Genomic DNA, 26,597 nt, shown 5'->3' with positions numbered 1-26,597 from the left:
TTTCCTTTTTCGCCCCGCTCATCCGATCAGCTGGGGGAGGCAGCCCAGGCGCTGCCCGTCAGCGAAAAGGAAAAGCACACAATGGCTACGGTTATTTTTGCCGCCATCGAGGACGAACCGATCGAGCGTTTCGAGCTGGCGGAAGCCGCGCTCGTCAAGACGCTCATCGCGAGTCTCGCTGGCCGCCACCCCGAAATCGCCGAAATGCTCGTCTTCAAGGAAGATGATGATGAGCCGCTGGGTCATGATCATCCGCTCAAGGGTCACGACAAGGCGATCTTCCACCTCCACCGTTGCCGGCAGATCAAGGTTGCGGTCAACTACAAGGCCGAGACCTTCAACCACAAGTTCGCGCCCGGGACGACCATCAAGCGCGTGACGAAGTGGGCGACCAAGAAGGCGGGCCTCGATGACGCCGAGGCGCAGGAGCACGTGCTGCAGATCAGCGGTACGCGCACCCAGCCGTCGCTGAACGCTCACCTCGGCAGCCTCAAGATCCGCGGCTGCGAGATCGAGTTCGACCTCGTGCGTAAGCAGCTGGTCCAGGGCTGATGGAGCCGGCGATCGGTGCCGATGAACGGGCGTTCCGTGGTCACGCGGAACGCCCCGACTTTCAGATCGGCGAGGCAAAGGAGCAGTGGCAGCTGGTCGGCGGCGACTGGCCGCACCCGATCATCACCGTGCGCGCTCATGACGGGACCGACTGGGCGTTCCGGTTCGACCTGAACGGCTATCCGGCGACGCTCCCCAATGCGCGGCCGTGGGATCTGGCCAGCAATACGCCACTTCCCAACCACCGGTGGCCGCAGGGCACGGGCCGGGTCGCGGCGGCCTTCAACCCCGGCTGGAACGCGAATGCGCTGTACCTGCCATGCGACCGGTTGGCGCTCGCTGGCCACGACCAATGGTTGGTGCAGCATCCCGAGAAAGCTTGGCAGCCGACGCGCGGCATCATTCATTATCTGGAGATCATCCATGACCTTCTGGCCTCTCACCAGCATCTGCCGGCTGTTCGTTCGGCAGCCTGAGCTTTCGATCCCAGCATCGATCTGGTCTGAACTGCTTAATGGTCTGCGCGCACGCGGCCGCAATGTCCGCGAAAGCGGGGCGTTCCTACTTGGGCCGCCCGGTGATCATCGCCAGGTTTTGTCGATCGTGTTCTACGATCAGATCGACCCCAACGCCTTCGATACGGGGATTATCGTGATTGATGGCGCCTGCATGGCGGACCTTTGGGCGATTTGCCGCCGCACGGGACTGGCGGTTGTCGCGGATGTTCACACCCACCCCGGCGGCGCCGGTCAGAGCGAGTCCGACCGGCGTCACCCGATGATCGCCGAACCGGGGCATATCGCAATGATCATCCCGAATTTTGCCGCAGAGCCGGTGCAGCTGAACGCCATCGGCCTCTACCGTTATCGCGGGAAATTTAGCTGGGATTCCCTGACATCCCGATTTCTCCGGCCCGCGCTGAAAATCGAGGGAAACAGGCCATGAGCGAAGCAATCATCGACGACCTGAACCGCACGGCCAAGCTGTTCATCGACTCCGGCGCCGCGGCTAGCGTCGACGAAGCTGTGGCGAAGCTCGGCACCTTCACGATGCATTTGACCATCGATGCCGGATCCGCCGCAAGCCCGACCTACCAGGCGGCCTTGCTCACCGCCCTCAATTGCGGGTTGCGCAGCCTGTTGGGCGGGGTGACCGTCGATGGCGCACTCGATGCGCCGCTGGTCATCCCTGTAACCGGCGGCGCAACGCTGGGGGATGCAGTGATCGAGTTGGGTGGCGTGATCGCCCCCTGCCCGCTGAACGCGCCGCTGGTGGTGATCGGCGGCGAGGCCACAGCCGATCCGGCTAAGTTCGCCATTCGTACGACCTGCGATGGGTGGCGTGGCGGCATTGTCCCGCTGACCGATGTTGGATTGACCATGCGCACCGAGTTCACGGTCAGCGGCGCGCTCGCGGGCGCGCTCGCTGTCGCCGAGGTGTTCGCGCATTTGAACGGCGAGGCGATGGCCGGCCATCGCAGCGTCGGCCTGTCGCTCTGGCAGCTCGATCCCGATTCGAGTTGGCTGCTGCCGCATGATGACGAACCCATGATCGTCGATTTGCCGTCGGACTTCTGGCTGATCGGGCTGGGGCATTTGGGGCAGGCCTATCTGTGGGCGATCGGACTGTTGCCCTACGCCGATCCTGGCGATGTGCGGCTGTTCCTCCAAGACGTCGACCGTGCCGGCAAATCCACCAAGAGCACGTCGCTGCTGACGCGCGCCACTGACGAGCGGCGCCTGAAGACGCGGATTTGTTCTGACTGGGCCGAGCAGCGCGGGTTCGACACTGCCATTATCGAACGGCGATTCGACGACGATTTCCGCCGATCGGCTAACGAACCCGGCTTAGCGCTGTGTGGCGTCGACAATCCGGATGCACGTCGCATTCTCGACGAAGCGGGCTTCGCGATGGTGCTCGAAGCAGGCCTCGGCAATGGTGCCGAGGACTTTAGGCTCATCCGGGTCCACAGCTTCCCGGCCGTCAAGCGGTCCGCGGAGATCTGGCCGGCAGTCGCGCAGGCCGGCAATGCGGACGACAGAATCGATCGCGCGGCAACGCTCAAGGGTCGGCCCGCATACGTCGATTTGCGCGACAAGGGCGATATCGACGAATGTGGGCTGACGAGACTCGCAGATGTTGCGGTCGGCGCGCCATTTGTCGGGGTGACGGCGGCGGCGATCGTCGTCGCGCAAGCGGTACGCGCGGTGACCGGCGGGCCACGGGTCACGGTCGCCAATGTCGATCTGCGGTCGATTGACTATCGGAGCGCGCTCACCGCGCCTGAACCGGATTTGATCACCTTCGCGACAGCCAAAGCGCGCATGCCCTAACCCTCGATCGTCTAGTCACGGACCATAGGGCAGCTCGCCAAGGAGACCCAACATCGCGTCAGCCTGGAGCCTGGTAAATGCGATGCCCTCAACCTGCCATGACCGATCACGCATCAAGGACCCGAAAAAATGATCGCTACGACCTTATGTGCGGGTGTGATCGACGCTTTGATCATTCGTGCGACCCGACGTCCGTTTTTGTGAAGTCCGCCTGCCGGCCGGAATGACGGATATTGGGGCGCAAATCGGTCGTTGGATCCCATAGCAATCCACCGCATCTCTGATCCGATGTGGGGAAAAGTGTGGGGTAAGCAATGCCGGTTCGTACAATTTCGCAATAATTTCAGATTGCTAGATCGAATCCGGAGATTCCTCCCGCAGAACCGCACTTGTCCGCAATCGGACGCAAACGAAGCTTCGAAAAATCGGGACGACACCACTTGGGACGCGAGGAGACGGCAGATTCATCCGTTACCGTGCAGTTACCCTCACACCCGCGTTGACAGCTATTCGCGGTGTTCGTATCCTCAAAAAATCAAGGATTTCGGTGCTTTAGCTGGAGCGGGTGAAGGGAATCGAACCCTCGTCGTAAGCTTGGGAAGCTTCTGCTCTACCATTGAGCTACACCCGCCCGGGCGGAGGCTCCCCTGCCACGGCGACCGCCAGCCGGTCAACCGGGTTCACCAGTTGAACACCGTCCCGTCCTCCAGCCGGTTCACCGGCAGATAGGCGCGGTTATATTCGTGGCCTCCGGCCAGCGCTTCGTCGATGTCGACGCCCAGGCCGGGCTTTTCGCCCGGGTGCATCAGGCCGTCCTTGAACGAATAGGCATGGGGGAAGACTTCGTCGGTCGCCTCGGTGTGGCGCATATATTCCTGCACGCCGAAATTGGGCACCGAGAGACCGAAATGGAGCGCGGCGGCCATCGAGACGGGCGAGAGGTCGGTCGCGCCGTGGCAGCCGGTGCGGACCTGATAGAGATCGGCCAGGGCGGCGATGCGGCGGAGGTGGGTGATGCCGCCGGCATGGACCACGGTGGCGCGGATATAATCGATCAGCTGTTCCTCGATCAGCTGCTTGCAGTCCCAGATGGTGTTGAAGATCTCTCCCACCGCGAGCGGGGTGGTGGTGTGCTGGCGGATCAGGCGGAACGCGGCCTGATTCTCGGCGGGCGTCGTGTCTTCCAGCCAGAACAGGCGATAGGGTTCGAGATCCTTGCCCAGCCGCCCGGCTTCGATCGGCGTGCAGCGGTGATGGACGTCGTGGAGCAGATGCAGGTCCCAGCCGAGCGAGTCGCGCGCCTTGTCGAACAGTTCGGGGACCGAACGGAGATATTTGGAAGTCGACCAGAGCGTCTCGTCGGGCAGGTTGCCCTTGGCCGGCTCGTAATAGAAACGCTCGCCCGAGACGCCATAGGTGGCCTTGAGGCCCGGTACGCCCGACTGGAGGCGGACGGCCTTGTAGCCATGTTCGAGATATTCGTGCGCGCGTTCCAGCGTCTCGGAAATGTCGCTGCCGTTGGCATGGCCATAGACCATGCACCCCTCGCGGCTGGCCCCGCCGAGCAGCTGATAGACCGGCAGCCCCGCGACCTTGCCCTTGATATCCCACAGCGCCATGTCGACCGCGGCGATCGCGGACATGGTGACGGGACCGCGGCGCCAGTACGCGCCCTTGTAGAGATACTGCCAGATATCCTCGATCCGGTGCGCATCGCGCCCGATCAGGCAGGGGATGACGTGATCGGTCAGATAGCTCGCCACCGACAATTCGCGCCCGTTGAGAGTCGCGTCGCCGATCCCGTACACGCCCTGGTCGGTCTCGATCTTCAGCGTCACGAAGTTGCGGCCGGGGCAGGTGACGATGACGCGAGCGGCAGTGATGATAGGCAAGGCGCTGTCCTTGGGAAAAATTGGTAAGGCCAATATCTGATGATTGGTCTGGTTGTGTCAATCGCCGAGTTATGAGAAATGGCGTTTCATGAAGATAACCGGCACCAAATTGTACCAGAAGGTTGCGGCGTCGATCGTCGAGGCGATCGAGGCGGGGCGCTGGGCGGCGGGTGCGCGCCTGCCCGGCGAGCGCGACCTGGCAGAGGAATATGAAGTCAGCCGCCCGACGATCCGCGAAGCGATGATCGCGCTGGAGATGCGCGGCTGGATCGAGGCGCGGCACGGCTCCGGCCTGTATGTGAAACGGCGCGATTCCGAGCCGGAGCGTCCGGAGGGGGTGCTGGAATATGATGTCGGTGCATTCGACCTGACCGAAGCGCGCATCCTGTTCGAAGGCGAGGCGATCGCGCTGGCGGCGGTGACGATCGACGACGACCAACTGGCAGATCTGGAAAAGATTCTGGTCGAGATGGAGCAGGACGACGAAGCGGCGGTGATGGATGCCGATCGCCGCTTTCACCTGGCGATCGCCGCGGCGACCGAGAATGCCGCGATCCGTGGCGTGGTGGAATATCTGTGGGAGTTGCGCGCCCGGTCGCCGCTGAGTGCGAACATCTTTGCGCGGGCGAAGCGCGAGGGGGTGACGCCGCGCGTGGACGAGCATCGGCCGATGCTGGATGCGCTGCGCGCGCGCGATCCCGAAGCGGCGCGCAACGCGATGCGCGCGCATCTGCGCACCGTGATCGACGACCTGCTGGAAGCGACCGAAGTCGAGGTCATGGAGCGGGCCCGCAACGAACTGGAAGTCCGCCGCAGCAACGTTTCGCGGCGGCTGGGGATCGGCGCGGCGTGATCCCGGCCTGACCAATCGCGCGTCCCGCCGGCCGCAAATGCCAGCTTTACCCGCACCGACAATCGGCTGGCTTGCCGCGCCCGCTCCGGCGGACTAGCTGCGAAGGCAGACAAGCGGGAGAGACGGGATGAGCGAAGCGCCATCGGTGTTGTTCGAGAGGGATGGCGAGGTTGCCGTCATCCGGCTGAACCGTCCCGACCGGCTGAACGCTGTTACGCCCGAGATGCTCGACCGGATCGCCGCGACGATCCGCCGCGCCGCCGACGAAGGGGCGCGATCGATCCTGGTGACGGGCGAGGGGCGCGCATTCTGCTCGGGCGCCGATCTGGCCGCGCCGCGCGGCGAGAGCTCGCGCGATCTCGGCGACTCGCTGCGCAACCACTATAACCCGATGACCGAAGCCTTCGCCGCCTCGCCGATCCCGATCGTCAACGCGATCAATGGTCCTGCGGCCGGCGCGGGCGCGGCGATCGCGCTGGCGGGCGACATCATCGTGATGGCGAAGTCCTCGTATCTGCTGCTGGCCTTCGCCAATATCGGGCTGGTCCCCGATGCCGGATCGACCTGGCTGATCGCCAAGGCGGCGGGCCGCGCCAAGGTGCTGGAGATGGCGCTGCTGGGCGAGCGGCTGAAGGCCGAAGAAGCGCTGGAAGCGGGCCTCGCGACCGCCGTGGTCGAGGATGACGCGCTGTTCGACGCGGCGATGGCCTATGCCCGGCGGCTGGCGGGGATGCCCACCGTGTCGCTGGGGCTGATCCGCAAGCAGGTGGCCGCGGCGCTGACCGGCACGCTGAGCGAAACGCTGGAGATCGAGGCCGTGCACCAGCGGATCGCGTCGCAGACCGAGGATTTCCGCGAGGGCGTCACTGCCTTCCTTCAGAAGCGCAAGCCGGAGTTCAAAGGCAAATGAGTCACTATGACGTTCTGATCGTAGGTGCGGGCCATGCGGGCGCGCAGGCCGGGATCGCGCTGCGCCAGAACAAGTTCGAAGGCACGGTGGCGATGATCGGCGACGAGCCGGAACTGCCGTACGAGCGGCCGCCGCTGTCGAAGGAATATTTCTCGGGCGAGAAGGCGTTCGAACGCATCCAGATCCGCCCCGCGGCCTTCTGGGAAGAGCGCAAGATCGAGATGCTGCTGGGCAAGCGCGTCGTGACCGTCGATCCGGTGGCGAAGACCGTGACGACCAATGGCGGCGAGACGATCGGATACGGATCGCTGATCTGGGCGACCGGGGGAAGCCCGCGCGAACTGCCGTGCGGCGGGCATCATCTGACCGGGATCCACACCGTGCGCACGCGGGCTGACGCCGATCTGATGCTGTCCGAACTGGATGGTGTCGAGCGCGTCGTGGTGATCGGCGGCGGCTATATCGGGCTGGAAGCGGCGGCGGTGCTGTCGAAGTTCGGCAAGCATGTGACCGTGCTCGAAGCGCTCGACCGCGTGCTGGCGCGCGTCGCGGGCGAGCCGCTGTCGCGCTTCTACGAAGCCGAACATCGCGCGCATGGCGTCGAAGTGCGACTGGGCGTGCAGGTCGAGTGCATCGAGGGCGAGGACAAGGTGACCGGCGTGCGGCTCGCGAATGGCGAAGTCGTTCCGGCCGACATGGTGATCGTGGGCATCGGCATCATCCCGGCGGTGCAGCCGCTGATCGATGCCGGTGCTACCGGCGGAAACGGCGTGACGGTGGACGGCCAGTGCCGCACCTCGCTGCCCCATATCTATGCCGTAGGCGATTGCGCGCATCATTCGAACCGCTTTGCCGATGGTGCCGCGATCCGGCTGGAATCGGTGCAGAACGCCAACGATCAGGCGACCGTCGCGGTGAAGACGATCCTGGGTCTGGAAGCCGAATATGAAGCGGTGCCGTGGTTCTGGTCGAACCAGTATGACCTCAAGCTCCAGACGGTGGGCCTGTCGATCGGCTATGACGATCTGGTGGTGCGCGGCGATCCGGCGACGCGCAGCTTCTCGGTGATCTACCTCAAGGGCGGGCGCGTGATCGCGCTCGACTGCGTCAACATGGCCAAGGACTATGTGCAGGGACGCAAGCTGGTGGTCGAGGGGCTGTCGTTCGATCCCGCCAAGCTGGCCGATGCGAGCGTGCCGCTGAAGGAACTGGCGGCGTAAATGCGGGTAAGCCCCGTCGCTTTCGCGGCGGGGCTCCCGTAGAGGCTCGTTTCCGAGCCTCCAAACCAACATTCTCGCTTGCTGATGCGGGTATAACTCGCTGGAACCGGAGTGGTTTCGCGGGTCTCGGTGAAGCGTGCGGGGGCGACGATGTTGCGCTGATGTAACGCTGGTTGCTCAGGGCAGGGGCCGACGTGCGGGGACTGGCAGGCTTTCGAGAGCACCGATCATCTGGCGATTATCATCGGCGTTGCGCTCGGGATCGCATCCCAGATCGGCGATATAGAGCCGCTCCAGATTTGGTCCCCGCCAACGAACCGAGATTGTGCCCTGATCGGTCACATAGGGCCGTCCTTGGGGACAATTGGTGTTTATGAAGTCCTGTGCGGTGGGGTGGGTCTCACCCGATTTCTGCCGCAGGCGAGCGAGTCGATTCAGCAGTCGGCCAAATTCCGCGGGCGTAATTCGAAAAGCCGCGGGCGGCGCGGGGAGTGTGGCACCATCGTCGATCACTTCATATCGGCCCGTGCCATCGCTGTTCACGTTGACCAGCAGGCCGCTCGCCAAAATCTCGATACTGTCGATTCTGGACGGCGGATCTGGCGCCGGGCGACCGCATGCCGTGAGACACAGCAGGAATATCAGGACGCTTCGCATTCGCGGAATATATCCGGGGCGAGGGCGGCTGCAATCAGGGGGAGGCGAACGAGTGGTTGTGCGGTTCCGCTACCCCAACCGGGGCTTTTGACGATGCGGCTTCTCACTACGGTCAGATCTCAAAACTCAAATTGTAGAGGCCGCTGAAAATGATCGCCCTGATCGCAGCCCTATTCCTGTACCCGTCGCCGCAGATGGCGGTGTGCAGGTTCGACCCCGCCCGACGCCTGATCGCGAACTCCGGGAGGGCGACGCCGCAATATGAGGCAGGCGGGAAGCCGTGGTTCAAGGCCGGGGAGCCGTTGACGGTGGACGGCGTGACCTATGCGCCGCGCGGCAAGATCGTGATGCAGTTCAACGTGAATTTCACGGCGGTCGCGGAGCGGGATGGCGTGCCGATTTTCGTCAAGGATCTCCCGCGCGATCGGCCGGATGATCTCTATCTGCTCGTCAATTCGCGGGATTGCCGGTTTCAGCCCTATGTGAAAGTGCGAAGTTAGCGGAAGCCGTAGGGCACCGCGCCGCGCGCGTCGGCATCGATGCGGATTTCGCTGCCGGCGGGCGGGAACGCGCGCTGGTCGCAATCGGTGCGGGGGCAGATGCGGCAGGACGTGCCGATCGGCGTGGCGATGCCATCGGTGCGCAGACCGTCGGCGTAGATGAAATCGGGCGCGTGGCTTTCCTCGCAGCCCAGCGCCACCGCGTAGCGGCGGGGCGGGCGGGTATAGCTGCCCGAGGGTTTCACCAGCCCCTTCGCCATCGAGACGTAGCGGACGCCATCGGGCGTCTCTGCGAGCTGGACGAGGATACGATCGGGGATCGCCACCGCCTCATGCACCACCCAGAGCGGGCAAGCGCCGCCGAAACGGGCGAATTGCAGGCGGGTGGCGGAATGCCGCTTGGTGATGTTGCCCGCCATATCGACCCGGCAGAAGAAGAAGGGGATGCCCGCCGCGCCGGGGCGCTGAAGGGTGGAGAGGCGGTGGCAGGCCTGTTCGAAGCTGGCCCCGAAGCGCTGACGCAGCCGATCGATGTCGTGGCGGACTTCGCGCGCGGCGGTCCGGAAGCGGCCATAGGGCATGACGAGCGCGCTGGCGGCATAGTTGGCGAGGCCGGCGGAGAGGAGCTCGCGGCCCGCCGGGGAGCCGATGCCGCGATGGGCGATGTCGCGAATCAGGTCGGCGAATTCGAGCCGCGCAAGCTGGTGCGCAAGGCTGAACAGGTTCGTCTCGGGCGCCTGCGACGGATCGAGGCGGAGGATGCGGGTTTCGGGATCATAGGCGCGAAGCCGGTCGCCCGCGGCCTCGACGGTGACGCCGTGGCGGTCGCGCAGCCGCAACTCGATCCCGCGCGGCCCTTCGGGCAGTTCGCCCGCGATGCGCTCGGCTTCGCGGTCGATCGGATCGACATAGTTGCGCTCGGCATGGAACCAGTCGCGGACCTCGTCCCAGGGCAAGCGGACTTCGCCGGCCTCGAACCTGTCGTCGAGCACGCGGAGCTGGTCCTGCGAGCGGCGGAAGGCGTTGTGGAGCGCGACCATGCGGCGGACGAGCAGCGGCTGTTGCTTGACCCCGCGCCGGACGGCTTCCTGTGCGAGCGCGCCGTCGGGGACGCTGGGGTCCGAGGCAGCGTCCATGCCCTCGATCAGCAGCGAGGTATCTTCCTCGGGATCGATTGTCGCCCAGTCGGTGGGGAAGGCTTCGCCGAGCGCGGTGAGTACCGCGGGCGTGATCGGGCGGTCGCCATTCTCGATCTGCGAGAGATAGCTGACCGAGATGCGCAGGCGCGACGCCATATCGGCTTGCGCAAGACCGATGCGGGCGCGAAGCTCGCGGACGAGGTGACCGGCGAAGATACGGCGCGACATGAGTCTCGCCTTACTTTGCAAACTACCCGGCTGCAACTTTGCAACATCACAGTTGCGCCGCATTGCAACATATGGAACGGGACCCGTTCCCTCAGTGGAGAGATGCTCTTGTCCTCGACGATTCAGGAACTCGAACGGCGCCGTGAAGCGGCTCGCGCAGGCGGGGGCGAGAAACGCGTCGCGGCCCAGCATGGCAAAGGCAAGCTGACCGCGCGCGAGCGGATCGAAGTGTTTCTCGACGAAGGATCGTTCGAGGAGCTCGATATGTATGTCGAGCATAACTGCGTCGATTTCGGGATGCCCGATCAAGTGGTGCCGGGCGACGGCGTGGTGACCGGCAGCGGCACCGTCAACGGCCGGCTGGTGTTCGTGTTCAGCCAGGACTTCACCGTGTTCGGCGGGTCGCTGTCCGAGCGGCATGCGCAGAAGATCTGCAAGATCATGGACATGGCGATGAAGGTCGGCGCGCCGGTGATCGGCATGAACGACTCCGGCGGCGCGCGCATCCAGGAGGGCGTGGCTTCGCTCGCAGGCTATGCCGAAGTGTTCCAGCGCAACGTGCTGGCGTCGGGCGTGGTGCCGCAGCTCAGCCTCATCATGGGCCCCTGCGCGGGCGGCGCGGTCTATTCGCCGGCGATGACCGACTTCATCTTCATGGTGAAGGACTCGTCCTACATGTTCGTCACCGGGCCGGACGTGGTGAAGACCGTCACCAACGAAGTGGTGACGCAGGAGGAACTGGGCGGGGCGGTGACGCACACCACCAAATCCTCGGTCGCCGATCTGGCGCTGGAGAACGATATCGAGGCGCTGCTCGCGGCGCGCGATTTCGTCGATTTCCTGCCCGCGTCGAACAAGGCCGAAGCGCCGGTGCGGCCGTGCAACGATCCGTGGGATCGCATCGAGGACAGCCTCGACACGCTGATCCCGCCGAGCGCCAACCAGCCGTACGACATGCACGAGCTGATCCGGAAGACGCTGGACGAAGGCGATTTCTTCGAGCTTCAGCCGGCGCATGCGGCGAATATCATCATCGGCTTCGGCCGGATCGAGGGGCGCACCGTCGGCGTCGTCGCCAACCAGCCGATGGTGCTGGCGGGCTGCCTCGACATCAATTCGTCGAAGAAGGCGGCGCGGTTCGTGCGCTTCTGCGATGCGTTCGAGATTCCGATCGTGACCTTCGTCGACGTGCCGGGCTTCCTGCCGGGCGTGGGGCAGGAGCATAGCGGCATCATCAAGCACGGCGCCAAGCTGCTGTTCGCCTATGCCGAGGCGACCGTGCCGAAGATCACCGTCATCACGCGCAAGGCCTATGGCGGCGCGTACGACGTGATGAGCTCGAAGCATCTGCGCGGCGATCTCAACTATGCGTGGCCGACCGCGGAGATCGCAGTGATGGGCGCGAAGGGCGCGGTGGAGATCATCTTCCGCGGCAAGACACCCGAAGAGATCGCCGAGCGCACTGCCGAGTATGAAGCGCGCTTCGCCAATCCGTTCGTGGCGGCGAGCAAGGGCTTTGTCGACGAAGTGATCATGCCGCACTCGACCCGCCGCCGGATCGCGCTGGGGCTTCGCAAGCTTCGCAACAAGAAGCTCGAGAATCCGTGGAAGAAGCATGACAATATTCCGCTCTAGCGCGCTGATCGCGGCGCTGCTCCTCGGATGCGGGGCGGCGCAGCCGGTCAAGCAGCCGCGCGAGGCGGCCGCAATGCCTGCGGCCGCTGGCGTCGAGGCGCTTGACGGGATGGCGCAACGGGCCCGCGCGTTCGAGGCGGTCTTCGGCGCGTCGGCTCCGTTGGTGCGCCGGGTCGATCGGGACGAGGAGACGACCAGCCCGGTGCAACTGATCCGGCAGGGCGACCGCGCCATCCTCATCACCAAGACCGAACTTGCCCAGGGCTGCCATTATTGCGGCGGCTCGCTGGGAATCTATTATCTGAAGGCGGCTGGAGACGCGTTCACCGTGGTCGGCAGGTTCCCGCGCGCCACGCTCCGCGGCAGTTTCGGGCGGGCGCCCGAATGGACGGTGTCGAACGCGTTCGGACCGGTGCCGACCCTCGTCGCCCGAAACGGCACGGGCGGGCAGGGCTATTCCTGCGACTCGATCGAACTGACCGAATTGGCTGCGGATCGCCCGCGCACGCTGGTGAAGGTGACGGCGGACTATGACGGCACCGGCGGTGGGCCCCGGCCAAATCCCGGCAGCTTTCAGCTTGCGGGCGAGATGGGCAAGATCGTGCCCGGCACGTCCTTCACCATGACCTATACCGGCATCAGGGTCGGCACCGCTGGCCCGCAGAGTTTTTCCGAGACCTATGTGCGAACCGCCACGGGTTACGCGCTGCCCGGCAAGAGCCGGCTGCAGCCGTGCCCCGACGATATCCTTTGAATCGAAGCGAGTAATGTCATGACCGATCCCGTCGTTATCCTCTCCTACGCCCGCACCCCGATGGGCAGTTTCCAGGGCAGCCTGTCGGGCGCGACCGCGACCGAACTGGGCGCGGCGGCGGTGAAGGCTGCGGTCGAGCGCGCGGGCGTGGACGGCGCCGATGTCGAGCGCTGCTATATGGGCTGCGTGCTGCCCGCAGGGCTCGGGCAGGCGCCGGCGCGTCAGGCGGCGCGCTATGCCGGTCTGGGCGACCATGTCGAGGCGACCACCGTCAACAAGATGTGCGGCAGCGGCATGATGGCGGCGATGATGGCCGCCGATGCGATCGCAGCGGGTAGCAGCGACATCGTCGTCGCGGGCGGCATGGAGAGCATGTCGAACGCGCCGTATCTCTCGAAGAAGCACCGCAGCGGCGCGCGGATCGGGCACGACACCGTCTATGATCACATGATGATGGACGGTCTCGAGGATGCGTACGAGCCGGGCAAGGCGATGGGCGTGTTCGCCGAAGCGACCGCAGGCGAATATCAGCTGACCCGCGAAGCGCAGGACGATTATGCGATCGAATCGCTGACCCGCGCGCAGAAGGCGCAGTCCTCGGGCGCGTTCGACGGCGAGATCGTCGCGGTGCAGGTGAAGACCCGCAAGGGCTTCGAGACGGTCGACAAGGACGAGCAGCCGCTGAAGGGCGATCCGTCGAAGATCCCCAGCCTGAAGCCCGCCTTCGTCAAGGACGGCACGATCACCGCAGCCAACGCCTCGTCGATCTCGGACGGCGCGGCGGCGCTGGTGCTGGCGCGTGCTTCGGTGGCGGAGGCCAAGGGGCTGAAGCCGGTGGCGACGATCGTCGGTCACACCGCGCATGCCCGTCTGCCCGCGCACTTCACCACCGCGCCGGTCGGCGCGATCGAGAAGCTGCTCAAGCAGACCGGCTGGAGCGTCGGCGATGTCGACCTGTTCGAGATCAACGAAGCCTTTGCCTGCGTCACCATGTTCGCGATGCGCGACCTCGGCATTCCGCACGAGAAGGTCAACATCCACGGCGGTGCGACCGCGATGGGCCACCCGATCGGCGCATCGGGCGCGCGCATCCTCTCGACGCTGATCGCGGCGCTGCAGAAGACCGGTGGCAAGCGGGGAATCGCGGCGTTGTGCATCGGCGGCGGCGAGGCGACGGCGATGGCGGTGGAACTGGTCTGATGAAACTCGGCCGCCTGAACCATGTTGGCGTCGCGACGCCTTCGATCGCGGACTCGATCGCATTCTATCGCGACGTGATGGGCGCGTCGGTCGTCACCGAGCCGTTCGATCTGCCCGCGCAGGGCGTGAAGGTGTGCTTCGTCGATACGCCCAACAGCCAGATCGAACTGATCGAGCCGCTGGGCGAAGGCTCGCCGATCCACGGCTTTCTCGCCAAGAACCCCGCGGGAGGGCAGCATCACCTCTGCTACGAAGTGCCCGATATCCACGAAGCCAAGGCATGGTTCGAGGGCAAGGGCGCCAAGGTTCTCGGCGAGCCGCGCATCGGCGCGCATGGGACGCTGATCTTCTTCGTGCACCCGAAGGATATGGGCGGCGTGCTGACCGAGATCATGGAGACGCCCAAGGGAGAGGGGCATTGATCCTCTTTTCCGTCATCCCTGCGAAGGCAGGGATCCAGAGCCGGGAGCGGCTCGCCTGTGACTCTGGATCCCGGATCAAGTCCGGGATGACGATTGGATTTTGAGATGACCGACAAGCCCAGCCTCGACCAATGGTCCGCCGCTGCCGAGAAGGAAGTGAAGGGCAAGGACCTCACCTGGCGCACGCCGGAGGGGATCGACGTCAAGCCGCTCTACACGGCCGAGGATGTGGCGGGGATCGATCCCGGCCTGCCGGGCTTCGCGCCGTTCACCCGCGGGGTGCGCGCCTCGATGTATGCGGGGCGGCCCTGGACGATCCGGCAATATGCGGGCTTCTCGACCGCCGAGGAATCCAACGCCTTCTACCGGCGCAACCTTGCGGCGGGCCAGAAGGGGCTCAGCGTCGCCTTCGATCTGGCCACGCATCGCGGCTATGACAGCGATCATCCGCGCGTCACCGGCGATGTCGGCAAGGCCGGCGTGGCGATCGACACGATCGAGGACATGAAGATCCTGTTCGACGGGATTCCGCTCGATCAGATGTCGGTCAGCATGACGATGAACGGCGCGGTGATCCCGATCCTCGCCTTCTTCATCGTCGCGGGCGAGGAGCAGGGCGTCGACCGCAAGCTGCTCGACGGGACCATCCAGAACGACATCCTCAAGGAGTTCATGGTCCGCAACACGTATATCTACCCGCCCGAGCCCTCGATGCGGATCATCTCCGACATTTTCGGCTATACCAGCCGCGAGATGCCCAAGTTCAACAGCATCTCGATCAGCGGCTATCACATGCAGGAAGCCGGGGCGACGCAGGTCCAGGAACTGGCCTTCACCATCGCCGACGGCATGGAATATGTGAAATACGGCGTCGCCTCGGGCCTCGACATCGACAAGTTCGCCGGGCGTCTCAGCTTCTTCTTCGCGATCGGCATGAACTTCTTCATGGAGATCGCCAAGCTGCGCGCGGCGCGCGTGCTGTGGCATCGCGTGATGACCAAGCTGGGCGCGCAGGACGAGCGTTCGAAGATGCTGCGCACGCATTGCCAGACGTCGGGCGTCTCGCTGACCGAGCAGGATCCGTACAACAACGTCATGCGCACCACGATCGAGGCGATGGCGGCGATGCTGGGCGGCACCCAGTCGCTCCATACCAACGCGCTGGACGAAGCGATCGCGCTGCCCACCGACTTCTCCGCCCGCATCGCGCGCAATACGCAGATCGTGATCCAGGAAGAGACGGGGATGACCAAGGTCGTCGATCCCCTCGGCGGCTCTTACTATGTCGAGGCGCTGACCCAGGAACTGGTCGACAAGGCATGGGAGATCATCGAGCGCGTCGAGGCCGAAGGGGGCATGGCGAAGGCCGTCGCGGCGGGCTGGCCCAAGGCGATGATCGAGAGTGCCGCCGCCGCCACTGCCGCGCGGATCGACCGGGTCGATCAGGTGATCGTCGGCGTCAACAAGTACAAGCTGGCCAAGGAAGACCCGATCGACATCCTCGACGTGGACAACGTCGCGGTGCGGGAGGCGCAGATCGCGAGGATCAACCGAGTGAAGGCCGAGCGCGACGAAGCGGCCTGCCAGGCGGCGCTCGAAGCGTTGCGGACCGGCGCAGAAGGCAATGCCAATCTGCTCGAGCTGGCAGTGGAATGCGCCCGCAAGCGCGCGACCCTGGGCGAGATCAGCGCGGCGATGGAGGCAGGCTTTGGCCGCTACGGCACGCAGCCGACCCCGGTGCAGGGCATTTATGGCGGCGCCTATGCCGACGATGTGCGCTGGGAACGGCTGAAGGACGGCGTGACTGCCACCGAGCGCCGTCTGGGCCGCAAGCCGCGGATGCTGGTCGCCAAGATGGGGCAGGACGGGCATGACCGGGGCGCGAACCTTGTGTCGTCGGCGTTCGGCGATCTCGGCTTCGAAGTGGTGCCGGGCCCGCTGTTCCAGACGCCGGCCGAGGCCGCGGTGCTGGCGCTGGAGAAGGATGTCGACGTGGTCGGCGCATCGTCGCTGGCGGCAGGGCACAAGACGCTGATCCCCGAGCTGATCCGCGAGCTCAAGGAAGCGGGCAGGGCGGATATCAAGGTGATTGCGGGCGGCGTGATCCCGGCGCAGGATTATGAATTCCTGCGCGAAGCGGGCGTGCAGGCGATCTTCGGACCGGGTACGAACCTGGTGAAGGCGGCCGAGGAAGTGCTTCGGCTGCTGGGGCACAACATGCCCCCGATCGAGGAAGCCGCCGAATGAACGAGGAGGGGGATGGTCCGGCGAAGGGGAGCGAACTGCCGTTCGCCCGCGCCTATGACTATTTCAAACATCTGACCGGGATCGCGCTGATTTCGATCGGCGGCGTCTTCGCGCTGCTGGACGGGGCGGGCGCGAAGCTCGACGTCCGGCGTACCTTCATCGTGCTGGCCGCCCTCGGCGGATCGGGCGTGATCAGCCTGTTGATGGCGGGATCGCTCGCGTCGATCGAGGTCAAGCCGGTGGCGTACGAGAAGACGGCCAGGCAGGTTCGCTACGGCATGATCGCGGCGACCTTCTTCCTTGCCATCGGGCTCGGCTCGTTCATTCAGACCTTTTCATCGGCGATCCTCAAATGAGGACACACTGGACCCGCGACGCGATTGGCGCTCTGCTGGCGGCGGCGCGCCTCGACCCGGTGTATGAGGCGGCATCAACGGAGGCTGTCGAATGATTATCTCCATGTTTGTCGTGGCGTTGCTTGCGCCGCAGAATGCCGAGCAGATGCGTGTCCGCCCCTCGAGCGAAACCGATGCGGTTCGCGAGTTCGAGACGATCTGCGTCAAGGGCCTGAACGATCCCGGCGTGGTCGAGCGCGCGGTGGCGGCATCGTCGCGCGGCTATGTCGTCGATACGTCGCAGGCCGATAACCGCTTCCGCAGCTGGACCTCGCCCTACGGCACCGTCCATTATCTCCAGCGGTTGCCGGGCGAGCGCCGGGCGGCGACACCACAGTGCAGCTTCACGTCATTCACGGCCGCGCCGGTTCACTGGCGCACGCTGAACACCGAGCTCGGTGGCTCGGTGGATCGCGCGACCGACGCTCAGGTCGCCGAGACCAAGACCAGCAACAATATCTCGTGGCGCTGGCAGGGGCGCGATGGGCGCACGGTGATGCTCTATTCGGTGGTGAACCGGAAAACGCCGCAACAGATCACTCTTTCGATTCAGGCAGCAGACTAGAATATGATTCGTACCGACTGGACCCGCGAGGAAATCGCCGCGCTGTTCGACATGCCGTTCCTCGACCTTGTGTACGAGGCGGCGTCGATCCATCGCGCGCATCATCCGCGCAACGAAGTGCAACTCTCGACGCTGCTGTCGATCAAGACCGGCGGCTGCGTCGAGGATTGCGGCTATTGCAACCAGTCGGCCAGCGCGGAAACGGGCCTGAAGGCCACCAAGCTGATGGACGTTCGCGCGGTGCTGCAGGCAGCGGCGCAGGCGAAGGATAACGGATCCTCGCGCTTCTGCATGGGCGCCGCCTGGCGAAGCCCCAAGGACCGCGACATGCCCGCCATCGTCGAGATGGTGAAGGGCGTGCGCCAGATGGGGCTGGAGACCTGCATGACGCTGGGGATGCTCAGCGAGACGCAGGCCGCCCAGCTCGCCGAAGCGGGGCTCGACTACTACAACCACAATATCGATACCTCGCCGGAGAATTACGCGAACGTCATCACGACGCGGACCTTCGAGGATCGCATCGAGACGCTGGAGAATGTCCGCGGCGCGGGGATCAACGTCTGCTCGGGCGGGATCGTCGGCATGGGCGAGAAGCGCGAGGATCGCGTCGGCTTCCTCCATGCGCTGGCGACGATGCCGCATCCCGAAAGCGTGCCGATCAACGCGCTGGTGCCGGTGAAGGGCACAGTACTGGGCGACATGCTGGCGGATACGCCGCTGGCGAAGATCGACGAGATCGAATTCGTGCGGACCGTCGCGGTGGCGCGGATCGTGATGCCGCTGTCGATGGTGCGGCTCTCTGCCGGGCGCGAGAGCATGTCGGACGAGACGCAGGCTTTGTGCTTCATGGCCGGGGCGAATTCGATCTTCACCGGCGACAAGCTGCTGACCACCGGCAATGCGGGCGACGACAAGGACAGCGCGCTGTTTGCGCGGCTGGGCGTCAAGGCGATGGACGTGGCGCCGCACGCGCATCTGGAAGCGGCTGAGTGAAATTCCCCCTTCCGCTTGCGGGAGGGGTTAGAGGAGGGGCTGTCCCTCCGAACGATGACACCGCGCGAGGAAGACAGGCCCTCCCCCGGCCCAGCTTTGGGTGGAAAGCGTCCCACGCTTTCCAGTCTCTGCTGGGAGCAGAGAGGGCCCAAAGCTCGCAAGCGGAAGGGGAGTAGAAGGTTGATCACGAAAATCCTGGTCGCCAATCGCGGCGAGATCGCTTGCCGCGTGATGCGGACCGCCAAGAAGATGGGCATCAAGACCGTCGCGGTCTATTCCGACGCCGATGCGCGCAGCCCGCATGTGTTGATGGCCGACGAGAGCGTGCGGCTCGGGCCGGCGCCGGCGAGCGAATCCTACCTCAAGGCCGAGCTGATCCTGCTTGCCGCCAAGGAAACCGGGGCGGATGCGATCCATCCTGGCTATGGCTTCCTGTCCGAGCGCGAGAGCTTCGCGCGGGCGTGCGCCGAGGCGGGGATCGCCTTTGTCGGGCCGCCGCCGGGCGCGATCGCGGCAATGGGCGACAAGATCGAGTCCAAGAAGCTGGCCAAGGCCGCGGGCGTCAATGTGGTCCCCGGTTTCGTCGGGGTGATCGAGGATACCGAACATGCCGTGCGCATCTCGAACGAGATCGGCTATCCGGTGATGATGAAGGCATCGGCCGGCGGCGGCGGCAAGGGGATGCGCCTCGCTTACTCCGAGAAGGATGTCCGCGAAGGTTTCGAGGCGACCAAGCGCGAGGGTCTTGCCAGCTTCGGCGACGACCGCGTGTTCATCGAGAAGTTCATCGAGAGCCCGCGCCATATCGAGATCCAGGTGCTGGGCGACCAGCATGGCAACATCGTCTATCTGGGCGAGCGCGAATGCTCGATCCAGCGTCGTCACCAGAAGGTGGTCGAAGAAGCTCCGTCGCCCTTCGTCACGCCCGAGATGCGCAAGGCGATGGGCGAGCAGGCCGTCGCCCTTTCCCGCGCTGTAGGCTATTACAGCGCGGGCACGGTCGAACTGATCGTGTCGGGCGCCGACACGACCGGGCAGGGCTTCTACTTCCTCGAGATGAACACCCGGCTGCAGGTGGAGCATCCGGTGACCGAAGCGATCACCGGGCTCGATCTGGTCGAGCAGATGATCCGCGTCGCTTCGGGCGAACCTCTGGCCTTCAGCCAGGACGACGTCACGCTGACCGGCTGGGCGATCGAGAACCGCGTCTATGCCGAGGATCCGTATCGCGGCTTCCTGCCCTCCACGGGGCGGCTGACGCGCTATCATCCGCCGATGGAGACCGTGCCGGGCAGCCCCGGCGCCCATGCCCATGCCGGCTGCTGCGGCCCCGCGCCCGAGCAGACGGGCAAGGGCTATGTCCGCGTCGACGACGGCGTGCGCGAAGGCGGCGAAGTCAGCATGTTCTACGATCCGATGATCGCCAAGCTGATCACCTGGGGCGAGACGCGCGACGAAGCGGCGGACCTGCAGGTGACCGCGCTCGACAAGTTCCAGCTGGAAGGCGTGGGCAACAATCTCGATTTCCTGTCGGCGATCATGCAGCATCCGCGCTTCCGCGAGGGCGCGCTGACCACCGGCTTCATCGCCGAGGAATATCCCGACGGCTTCACCGGCGCACCGCCGGCCGAAGGGTTGACCGCGAAGCTCGCGGCGATCGGGGCGGTCGTCGCCTATCTCGATGCGTCGCGGGCCGGGCAGATCGGCGGGCAGCTGGGCGAACCGCCCGCGATCCCGCTCGAATGGAATGTCTCGATCGGCGAGCACCGGCATTCGGTGATCCTCGATCAGGTGATGGTGGTCGTCGACAACAAGGCGCTGCGGATGGAAATGAGCTACCTGCCGGGCCAGACGCTGGTGGATGCGAAGATCGACGGCGAGCCCCTGGCGGTGAAGGTCGAGCGCAAGCGCGGCCACTGGAAGTTCACTTCGCGCGGGGCCTCGCACAAGGTTCATGCCTATCGTCCCCGCGTGGCCGAGCTGGCGCGGCACATGATCGAGAAGGTGCCGCCCGACATGTCGCGCTTCCTGCTCGCGCCGATGCCGGGGCTGTTGACCCAGCTCCACGTCCAGCCGGGCGACAAGGTCGAGGCGGGCCAGCCGCTCGCGGTGGTCGAGGCGATGAAGATGGAGAATATCCTGCGCGCCGAGAAATCCGCGACCGTGAAGGCCGCGAACTTCGGCCCCGGCGACAGTCTGGCAGTTGACGCGGCGATCCTCGAATTCGAATAAGGGCGGATGATCCGCTTCCTTCCGCTCGTGGCGTTCGCCGCCATCGTTCCCAGCGCCGCACTGGCGCAGGACGAACCCGATGCCGTCACGCCGCAGGACGCGGCGTGGCACAACCGCCAGCAGCTCGCCATTTCGAGCCTGAAGGCAGCGGATGGCTGGGCCCCGCTGCCCGGCAACGGCCGCTGGCGGCGGGTGAAGGGCGACGGTTCGGGCCGGCGCCCGGTCGTGACCGACACGGTGACCCTCCACTATGCCGGGACGCTGATCGACGGCACCGAGTTCGACAGCTCGTTCAAGCGTGGCGAACCGGCCACCTTCCCGCTCAACCGGCTGGTCAAGGGCTGGCAGGTCGCGGTGCCGATGGCCGGGGTGGGCGACACGATCGAAATCGCGATTCCCGCCGACATGGCCTATGGCCCGGCGGGCCGCGGGCCGATCCCGGGCAACGCCACTTTGCTGTTCACGATCCAGCTGATCGACATCAAATAGGGGTTAGGGTCTGGTGCAGCTCCGCTGAACCGGACACTGGTGAAAACCGCTTGCGCTGGTAGCGGTAACACAACAGGATGCCGGCATGATCCGCTGGCTCCTTTCGCTCGCGCTGCTGACCGCCGCGCCCGCCTTCGCCCAGATTCCTCATGTCGAGAAGCGGGGGGAGGTGCGGCAATTGATCGTGGACGGGAAACCGTTCCTGATCCTGGGCGGCGAGCTGGGCAATTCCAGTGCATCCAGCCGCGCGTATCTCGCGCCGCGCTGGAAGCGGCTGAAGGAGATGCGGCTGAACACCGTGCTCGCGCCGATCAGCTGGGAATTGATCGAGCCGGTCGAGGGCAAGTTCGATTTCTCCTCGCTTGAGTGGCTCATCGAAGACGCCCGCGCCAATGATATGCGCCTCGTGCTGCTGTGGTTCGGCACGTGGAAGAATTCGATGTCGAGCTACGTGCCCGATTGGGTGAAGCGCGATGCGAAGCGTTTTCCGCGCACCGTGGACGCCGACGGCAAGTCGCAGGAAATCCTCTCGGCTTTCTCCCCGGCAGTGCGCGATGCCGATGCGCGGGCCTTTGGCGCGCTGATGGCACATCTGCGCAAGATCGACGGCGACCGGCACACGGTGATCATGGTGCAGGTGGAGAATGAGATCGGTTTCCTGCCCACCGTGCGGGAGCGCGGGGCGGTGGCCGATGCGGCCTATGCCAAGGCCGGGGGCAATGAGGAGGTGTTCACCGCCACGGCCTATGCCCGCTTCGTCGAGGTGGTCGCGGGCGCGGGCAAGAAAGCCTATCCGCTGCCGATGTTCGTCAACGGCGCGCAGGGGCGGCCGGGCAAGCTGCCGGGCGAATATCCCAGCGGCGGCCCGCTGGCGCATCTGATGCAGGCTTGGCGCGGCAATGCGCCGTCGATCGATTTCATTGCGCCCGATATCTATTTCCCGAACTTCTCGGGGATCATCGCGGGCTATGTCACGCCCGAAAACCCGCTGTTCGTGCCCGAAGCGAACAATGCCGGCGATCCGCGCGCGGCGGCGAATGCGATGCTGGTGATCGGCAAGCATCGCGGCATGGGGTTCAGCCCGTTCTCGATCGAGAATATCGGCGACGCCGGGGCGGAGCGGCTGGGCGGGCTGTACGCTTTGCTCGAGAGCATGACCCCGGTGATCCTCGACGCCCAGTCGAAGGGGCGGATCGCAGGCTTCGCGCCGCCGGTGACGTTCGACGGCGTCGTCGACGAAGCGCCGCAACGGATCGAATATGGCGGCTATCGCTTCACGGTGAGCTTCGTCGATCCGTGGACGCCGAAGGACAAGCAGCAGCCGTCCGAACATGGCGGGATGATCGTCTGGCTGGGCGGTGAGGAGTTCCTGATCGCCGGGCGCGGCGTGACGGTCACGGTCGAGCCGGCGGACGGCAAGGGCAAAGCGGGGCTGGACGCGGTCGACGAAGGCCGGTTCGAGGGCGGCAAGTGGATCGCCGGACGCCGCCTCAATGGGGACGAGACGCATCAGGGGCGCCATGTCCGCCTCGATCCGGGCCGGTTCCAGGTGCAGCGCGTGAAACTTTATCGCTATCCCTGAACCCCAATCGTTGCTTGAGCGTTCCGATGCCCATGCAACGTCTCTGGTTCATCACCAATCCCAATTCCGGCACCGCCACCCCCGCCAAATGCGAAGCGCTTGAAGCGGTTTTCAAGGAGCGCGGGCTGGAGCTTGCCGGGCGCACCGGCTTTCCCGACGAGCCCATTCCGGATGGGGATGCGCTGACCGCGAAGAAGGTCGATACCGTCGTGCTGTTCGCGGGCGACGGGACGATCAACGCCGCGCTCTGCGCGCTGGCCGAATGGGAAGGGTCGTTCCTGATCCTGCCCGGCGGGACGATGAATTTGCTCGCCAAGGCGCTGCACAGCGAGCTCGATCCGGCGAAGATCATCCACGCGGCGCATGACGAGACCACGCGCGTCAGCCTGCCCTATATCGAAGCGGGTGAGCATCGGGCGTTCGTGGGCCTGATCCTCGGTCCGGCGGCGTCATGGTTCCGCGCGCGCGAAGCGGTGCGCAAGGGGCGGATCGGGCGGCTGTTTCAGGCGGCGAGGGCGGCATGGGCCAACACCTTCGCCCGCAAGGGCATCCGCGTGCGCGGCGCACCGGGATTGCAGCGGCGCTATCAGGCGGTGTTCGTCTTCCCCGACAGCGATGGGCTGGAAGTCACCGGCGTCGATGCGCGCGACTGGAAATCGATCGCGCAGCTCGGCTGGGAATGGCTGACCGGGGACTGGGTCGCGGCCCATGCGGTGACCAAGACGAACACCCCCGAACTGCGGCTGAAGGGCAATCGCAAGGTGCTGGCGCTGTTCGACGGCGAGCCGGTGACGCTCGATCCCGCAACGCGCATCCGGAGCGGAACCAGTCTCAAGGCGTTCATATCCACCCGAGAGGAGTGAGATGATCCGCCTGTTCCATGTCAGCGACATTCATTTCGGCGCCGAAGACAGCGCCGCGCTGGGCTGGTTCGCGGGCGTGGTAAAGGCGGAGCAACCCGATGCGGTGATCGTCACCGGCGACCTGACGATGCGCGCCCGGGCGCGGGAGTTCGCCGCAGCGTCGAAATGGCTGGAAGAGCTGGGGCGGCCGGTGACGGTCGAGGTCGGCAATCACGATTTGCCTTACTTCAACCCGTGGGCGCGCTTCGTGACGCCGTACAAGCGCTATATCGCGCTGGAGCGGATGATCGAGCGGCCGCTGGATATTCCGGGCGTCAGCATCGTGCCGATGAAGACCACGGCGCGGTTCCAGTTCCGGCTCAACTGGTCGAAGGGCTATGTCGGTATCGGCGCGCTGCAACGGGCGCTGGCACTGGTCGAGGCGGCGCCGGCGGACGATCTGAAGTTCGTCGCCTGCCACCACCCGCTGATCGAGGGCGGCACGCGCATGTCGTCGAGCACCCGCGGCGGCAAGCGCGCGCTGGCCGCACTGGCGGCGGCGGGGGTGGATGCGGTGCTGACCGGCCATGTCCATGATCCGTTCGATCTGGTCCATGACGCGGGCGGCCGCGCGGTGCGGATGATCGGCGCGGGAACCTTGTCCGAGCGCATCCGCGCGCATCCGCCCTCTTTCAACGAGATCCGGGTGGAGGGCAGGGCGTTCCGCACCGTCGCGCGGGTGATGGAATAGGCGTCAGAATTTCCGCAGCGCGAAGGTGATGCGCTGCGCCGCCGCGCCATGATCGAACGCGGCGTCGGAGAATTTGGGTTTCACCAGCCCCTTCAGCGCGCCGTTGGAAAAGCCGACATCCTCGGTCGGCAGGCCGATCAGGTTGCGATCGGCTTTCCCATTGGCGTTGCGATCATGATAGGCCAGCGCCGCATATCGCCCGGCCGGTATGCCCGGCACCACCGCGATCGTCGTTCCCGCGCGCGCGGGCACGGTCACGCCGTAGCGGCAGGGCCTGAGGAATTCGCGCTCGGTACAGATCTCGACGCGCACCTGCCCTTCGGAGCTGCGCACCTGTGTGACGACGACGGTGACCGGCGCGGTCGACGGTGGTCTCTCGTCATGGGCCTCGCTCAGGAGCAGCAGCGACAACAGGGGAAATCGGAGCAATACAGGCGCCTCCGCCATTTACGATACATGATGTATCATAGATGGCGGACAGCGGATCAAGCCTCTCCCGCGTTACGGCTGAGCCCGACCGGCATAGATGCCGTAGGTCACGACCAGATAGGGCTGGCGGTTCTCGTGCGCGTGCCCGCCGCCGCCCTCGTCGATCAGTTCGGCGTGCATCGGTTCGGGATTGATCGGCGGCGCGATATAGGCCGTACCCAGCTGGTTGCCGGCGATGATCTGCGAAATCGTGCTGCCCGTTCTGGGCTCGTGATAGACCGAAGCGGGAGTGCCGGCCTGCACATGGGCTGAGTGACGGTGCAGCGGCATCTGATCGACGGTCAGCTTCACTTTCTCGTCGCCGAAATGCTCGCCGATAGAGCGCACGCTCAAGCCTGCTCCGGCACCCGAGCCGACGATTGTCCGCCCGCGCAGATCGGGAACCGCGAAGGACTGTCCGCTGCCGCCATAGGTATATTGGATCATCATATAGAGGCCGCGATAGCTGCGGATCAGCACTTCCTGCCCGTTACATTCCAGCCACTCGGCCGGTACGAACCCGAAGCTGAACGCGCGGATGTCTCCAACCATCGGCATCGCTCAATCCTCCCCGTTGGTGGTGGCGGACGGACTCTTGCCGGACCGCGCAATAATGTAGGTCATCACCAGCCCCGGCATCACATTGCTGTGCGGCACGCCGCCGCCGGTTCTGCTGATCGTGTTGTCCGGCAGTTTGATCATCGGACTGACCCCACCGTAGAAATTCATGTCTTCGCGATAGGGCGTCGCCGGCATCGCTCCGACGGGAGACGTCGTGGTCGCTCGCTTTTGCACGGCGTTCATCATGTGATCGTGGATCGGCAGTGCGGCGAGCGCCAGCGTGACCTTCTCGACGCCGCCGGTGTTACCCGGCATCCGGCGAGTCGTTTCCGGCGTCGCTTCGCCATGTCCGAGCTGGATACGGCCGCTCAGGTTGGGCACGCAGAAGCTGTTGACGCCGTCTCCGCCATAAGTGCCGCGAATGACTCCGAACAGTTCCGGATGATCGATCGAAAGCAGTTCGGAACCGTCGCACAGAAGCCAGCCATCGGGCACGGTCTTGCCGGCGATTGCCTTGATCTCGCCGATATAGGGTTGGTCCATCGTCTCACCTTTCCGTTTGGAGCGACAGGCCTCAGCCGCGCGAGGGATAGATTCCGCTGATGCAGATCCAGTAGCCGGTCGTCTGGAACGGCTGCATGTTTTCGTGCGGGCCCTGTCCGCCATCGCCTGTGCCGATGGTGTCTGCCTCAAGCTTCACCTGCGTGCCGCGATCGGGCGAGGCATAGAGCGGCGCGGGCGTTCCCCGGAAGCTGGCGTCGGCCAGATAATTGGCTCCCGCGGCCGGTCCCGGCGCATTCGCGCGAACCGAAGTGACGGCCCAGTTGTGCCGGTGCGGGGGAAGCTCGCTGGCGGTGAGGAAGACCTTTTCCGATCCGCCCTTCGCGCCGAGCACATAGTCCTCGCCCGGAAATTCGCCGCCGTGCAACTGGCCCTTGCCGACCGGCACGCGGCCGCGCAGGTCCGGCAGGCGGAACGAAACGTCGTCGCCGCCATAGGCATTGCCGATCAGGCCGTAGAGGGCCTGGTTATCCGCGACCTTCAGAGCGCTTCCGTCGCATTCGACCCATCCCTTCAGCCGGCGATCGAACGCGAACGAGCGGATTTCCCCAAGATAGGCCTCGGACATGGCAATCCCCCTCCGTCAGCGGACTGCTTGTGCGGTCCCAATAGGCCA

Annotated in this window: 28 protein-coding genes and 1 tRNA gene; 21 read left to right on the top strand and 8 right to left on the bottom strand. The window is 65.3% G+C overall.

Annotated features, from left to right (window positions below; genetic code table 11):
• Positions 1-81: 81 nt before the first annotated feature.
• Genes HHL13_RS09240 through HHL13_RS09225 form a run of 4 tightly spaced genes read left to right on the top strand, consistent with a single transcriptional unit; the run spans position 82 to position 2,885 of the window.
• A complete protein-coding gene (locus HHL13_RS09240) occupies positions 82-552 on the top strand; it encodes a MoaD/ThiS family protein (RefSeq protein WP_169555384.1) in 471 nt (156 codons plus the stop codon).
• Complete coding sequence (locus tag HHL13_RS09235) at positions 552-1,028, top strand: hypothetical protein (protein WP_169555383.1); 477 nt, start codon at positions 552-554, stop codon at positions 1,026-1,028. Before HHL13_RS09240 ends, HHL13_RS09235 begins: the two co-directional genes overlap by 1 nt.
• Complete coding sequence (locus HHL13_RS09230) at positions 976-1,497, top strand: Mov34/MPN/PAD-1 family protein (RefSeq protein ID WP_169555382.1); 522 nt, start codon at positions 976-978, stop codon at positions 1,495-1,497. The genes HHL13_RS09235 and HHL13_RS09230 overlap by 53 nt, the downstream gene beginning before the upstream one ends.
• Positions 1,494-2,885 (top strand): hypothetical protein, encoded by a 1,392-nt coding sequence (locus HHL13_RS09225; RefSeq protein ID WP_169555381.1) that lies wholly within the window; start codon positions 1,494-1,496, stop codon positions 2,883-2,885. The genes HHL13_RS09230 and HHL13_RS09225 overlap by 4 nt, the downstream gene beginning before the upstream one ends.
• Before the next feature lie 557 nt (positions 2,886-3,442).
• On the opposite strand, the gene HHL13_RS09220 is transcribed toward HHL13_RS09225, so the two are convergent.
• A tRNA-Gly gene (locus HHL13_RS09220) sits at positions 3,443-3,516 on the bottom strand.
• 49 nt (positions 3,517-3,565) lie between these two features.
• Complete coding sequence (gene manD / locus HHL13_RS09215; protein WP_169555380.1) at positions 3,566-4,777, bottom strand: D-mannonate dehydratase ManD; 1,212 nt, start codon at positions 4,775-4,777, stop codon at positions 3,566-3,568.
• Positions 4,778-4,865: 88 nt separating this feature from the next.
• Here manD and HHL13_RS09210 point away from each other — a divergent pair, with 88 nt between their 5' ends.
• The 3 genes from HHL13_RS09210 (at position 4,866) to HHL13_RS09200 (ending at position 7,760) form a co-directional block, all read left to right on the top strand.
• Entirely contained in the window at positions 4,866-5,630 is a 765-nt protein-coding gene (locus tag HHL13_RS09210; protein ID WP_169555379.1) for a FadR/GntR family transcriptional regulator, read from the top strand.
• A gap of 127 nt (positions 5,631-5,757) precedes the next feature.
• Positions 5,758-6,540 (top strand): enoyl-CoA hydratase-related protein, encoded by a 783-nt coding sequence (locus HHL13_RS09205; RefSeq protein ID WP_169555378.1) that lies wholly within the window; start codon positions 5,758-5,760, stop codon positions 6,538-6,540.
• Positions 6,537-7,760, top strand: a complete 1,224-nt coding sequence (locus tag HHL13_RS09200; RefSeq protein WP_169555377.1) for an FAD-dependent oxidoreductase — start codon at positions 6,537-6,539, stop codon at positions 7,758-7,760. Before HHL13_RS09205 ends, HHL13_RS09200 begins: the two co-directional genes overlap by 4 nt.
• 177 nt (positions 7,761-7,937) lie before the next feature.
• Here HHL13_RS09200 and HHL13_RS09195 read toward each other — a convergent pair whose 3' ends face one another.
• Positions 7,938-8,417: a hypothetical protein gene (locus tag HHL13_RS09195; RefSeq protein WP_169555376.1), complete on the bottom strand. Its 480-nt coding sequence runs from the start codon at positions 8,415-8,417 to the stop codon at positions 7,938-7,940.
• A 149-nt stretch (positions 8,418-8,566) separates the two neighbouring features.
• Between HHL13_RS09195 and HHL13_RS09190 the strand changes: the two genes are divergently transcribed.
• Positions 8,567-8,917: a hypothetical protein gene (locus HHL13_RS09190; RefSeq protein WP_169555375.1), complete on the top strand. Its 351-nt coding sequence runs from the start codon at positions 8,567-8,569 to the stop codon at positions 8,915-8,917.
• Here HHL13_RS09190 and HHL13_RS09185 read toward each other — a convergent pair.
• Positions 8,914-10,284: an XRE family transcriptional regulator gene (locus HHL13_RS09185; RefSeq protein WP_169555374.1), complete on the bottom strand. Its 1,371-nt coding sequence runs from the start codon at positions 10,282-10,284 to the stop codon at positions 8,914-8,916. The two genes, HHL13_RS09190 and HHL13_RS09185, sit on opposite strands and share 4 nt — an antisense overlap.
• 108 nt (positions 10,285-10,392) lie before the next feature.
• Here HHL13_RS09185 and HHL13_RS09180 point away from each other — a divergent pair, with 108 nt between their 5' ends.
• From HHL13_RS09180 to HHL13_RS09120, 13 genes are all read left to right on the top strand, one after another.
• Positions 10,393-11,919: an acyl-CoA carboxylase subunit beta gene (locus HHL13_RS09180; protein WP_169555373.1), complete on the top strand. Its 1,527-nt coding sequence runs from the start codon at positions 10,393-10,395 to the stop codon at positions 11,917-11,919.
• On the top strand, positions 11,900-12,673 hold the full coding sequence (locus HHL13_RS09175) for a hypothetical protein (protein ID WP_169555372.1): 774 nt from the start codon (positions 11,900-11,902) through the stop codon (positions 12,671-12,673). The genes HHL13_RS09180 and HHL13_RS09175 overlap by 20 nt, the downstream gene beginning before the upstream one ends.
• Before the next feature lie 18 nt (positions 12,674-12,691).
• Positions 12,692-13,873: an acetyl-CoA C-acyltransferase gene (locus HHL13_RS09170; protein ID WP_169555371.1), complete on the top strand. Its 1,182-nt coding sequence runs from the start codon at positions 12,692-12,694 to the stop codon at positions 13,871-13,873.
• The gene (gene mce / locus HHL13_RS09165; RefSeq protein WP_169555370.1) at positions 13,873-14,295 is read left to right on the top strand and encodes a methylmalonyl-CoA epimerase; all 423 of its coding nucleotides are present in this window, start codon (positions 13,873-13,875) and stop codon (positions 14,293-14,295) included. The genes HHL13_RS09170 and mce overlap by 1 nt, the downstream gene beginning before the upstream one ends.
• 105 nt (positions 14,296-14,400) lie before the next feature.
• Positions 14,401-16,542, top strand: coding sequence for a methylmalonyl-CoA mutase (gene scpA / locus HHL13_RS09160; RefSeq protein WP_169555369.1), 2,142 nt, complete (start codon positions 14,401-14,403; stop codon positions 16,540-16,542).
• Complete coding sequence (locus tag HHL13_RS09155) at positions 16,539-16,898, top strand: hypothetical protein (RefSeq protein ID WP_169555368.1); 360 nt, start codon at positions 16,539-16,541, stop codon at positions 16,896-16,898. The genes scpA and HHL13_RS09155 overlap by 4 nt, the downstream gene beginning before the upstream one ends.
• A 91-nt stretch (positions 16,899-16,989) precedes the next feature.
• Positions 16,990-17,502 (top strand): hypothetical protein, encoded by a 513-nt coding sequence (locus HHL13_RS09150; RefSeq protein ID WP_169555367.1) that lies wholly within the window; start codon positions 16,990-16,992, stop codon positions 17,500-17,502.
• Between the two features lie 3 nt (positions 17,503-17,505).
• Positions 17,506-18,495 carry a biotin synthase BioB gene (gene bioB / locus HHL13_RS09145; RefSeq protein WP_169555366.1) on the top strand — a complete coding sequence of 330 codons (990 nt, stop codon included), beginning with the start codon at positions 17,506-17,508 and terminating at the stop codon, positions 18,493-18,495.
• 180 nt (positions 18,496-18,675) lie between these two features.
• Entirely contained in the window at positions 18,676-20,727 is a 2,052-nt protein-coding gene (locus tag HHL13_RS09140; RefSeq protein WP_169555365.1) for an acetyl/propionyl/methylcrotonyl-CoA carboxylase subunit alpha, read from the top strand.
• A 6-nt stretch (positions 20,728-20,733) separates the two neighbouring features.
• Positions 20,734-21,216, top strand: coding sequence for an FKBP-type peptidyl-prolyl cis-trans isomerase (locus HHL13_RS09135; RefSeq protein WP_169555364.1), 483 nt, complete (start codon positions 20,734-20,736; stop codon positions 21,214-21,216).
• Positions 21,217-21,301: 85 nt separating this feature from the next.
• Entirely contained in the window at positions 21,302-22,798 is a 1,497-nt protein-coding gene (locus HHL13_RS09130) for a DUF5597 domain-containing protein (protein ID WP_169555363.1), read from the top strand.
• A gap of 26 nt (positions 22,799-22,824) precedes the next feature.
• Positions 22,825-23,661 (top strand): diacylglycerol kinase family protein, encoded by an 837-nt coding sequence (locus tag HHL13_RS09125; RefSeq protein WP_240953667.1) that lies wholly within the window; start codon positions 22,825-22,827, stop codon positions 23,659-23,661.
• A gap of 1 nt (position 23,662) precedes the next feature.
• On the top strand, positions 23,663-24,391 hold the full coding sequence (locus tag HHL13_RS09120; RefSeq protein ID WP_169555362.1) for a metallophosphoesterase: 729 nt from the start codon (positions 23,663-23,665) through the stop codon (positions 24,389-24,391).
• Positions 24,392-24,394: 3 nt separating this feature from the next.
• Here the strand turns inward: HHL13_RS09120 and HHL13_RS09115 are convergent, their stop codons facing one another.
• The 4 genes from HHL13_RS09115 to HHL13_RS09100 form a co-directional block, all read right to left on the bottom strand.
• The gene (locus tag HHL13_RS09115) at positions 24,395-24,802 is read right to left on the bottom strand and encodes a DUF2141 domain-containing protein (protein WP_240953666.1); all 408 of its coding nucleotides are present in this window, start codon (positions 24,800-24,802) and stop codon (positions 24,395-24,397) included.
• A gap of 90 nt (positions 24,803-24,892) precedes the next feature.
• Positions 24,893-25,417: a tail fiber protein gene (locus tag HHL13_RS09110; RefSeq protein WP_169555360.1), complete on the bottom strand. Its 525-nt coding sequence runs from the start codon at positions 25,415-25,417 to the stop codon at positions 24,893-24,895.
• Positions 25,418-25,420: 3 nt separating this feature from the next.
• The gene (locus HHL13_RS09105; RefSeq protein WP_169555359.1) at positions 25,421-25,963 is read right to left on the bottom strand and encodes a tail fiber protein; all 543 of its coding nucleotides are present in this window, start codon (positions 25,961-25,963) and stop codon (positions 25,421-25,423) included.
• Positions 25,964-25,994: 31 nt separating this feature from the next.
• The gene (locus HHL13_RS09100) at positions 25,995-26,549 is read right to left on the bottom strand and encodes a tail fiber protein (RefSeq protein WP_169555358.1); all 555 of its coding nucleotides are present in this window, start codon (positions 26,547-26,549) and stop codon (positions 25,995-25,997) included.
• Between the last annotated feature and the right edge of the window lie 48 nt (positions 26,550-26,597).

It is taken from the genome of Sphingomonas sp. G-3-2-10, from assembly GCF_012927115.1.
In the GTDB taxonomy this organism is placed as follows: Bacteria; Pseudomonadota; Alphaproteobacteria; order Sphingomonadales; family Sphingomonadaceae; genus Sphingomonas.
The sequence above is the reverse complement of the archived record's forward strand: the minus strand, read 5'-3'. Positions and strand labels throughout refer to the sequence as shown.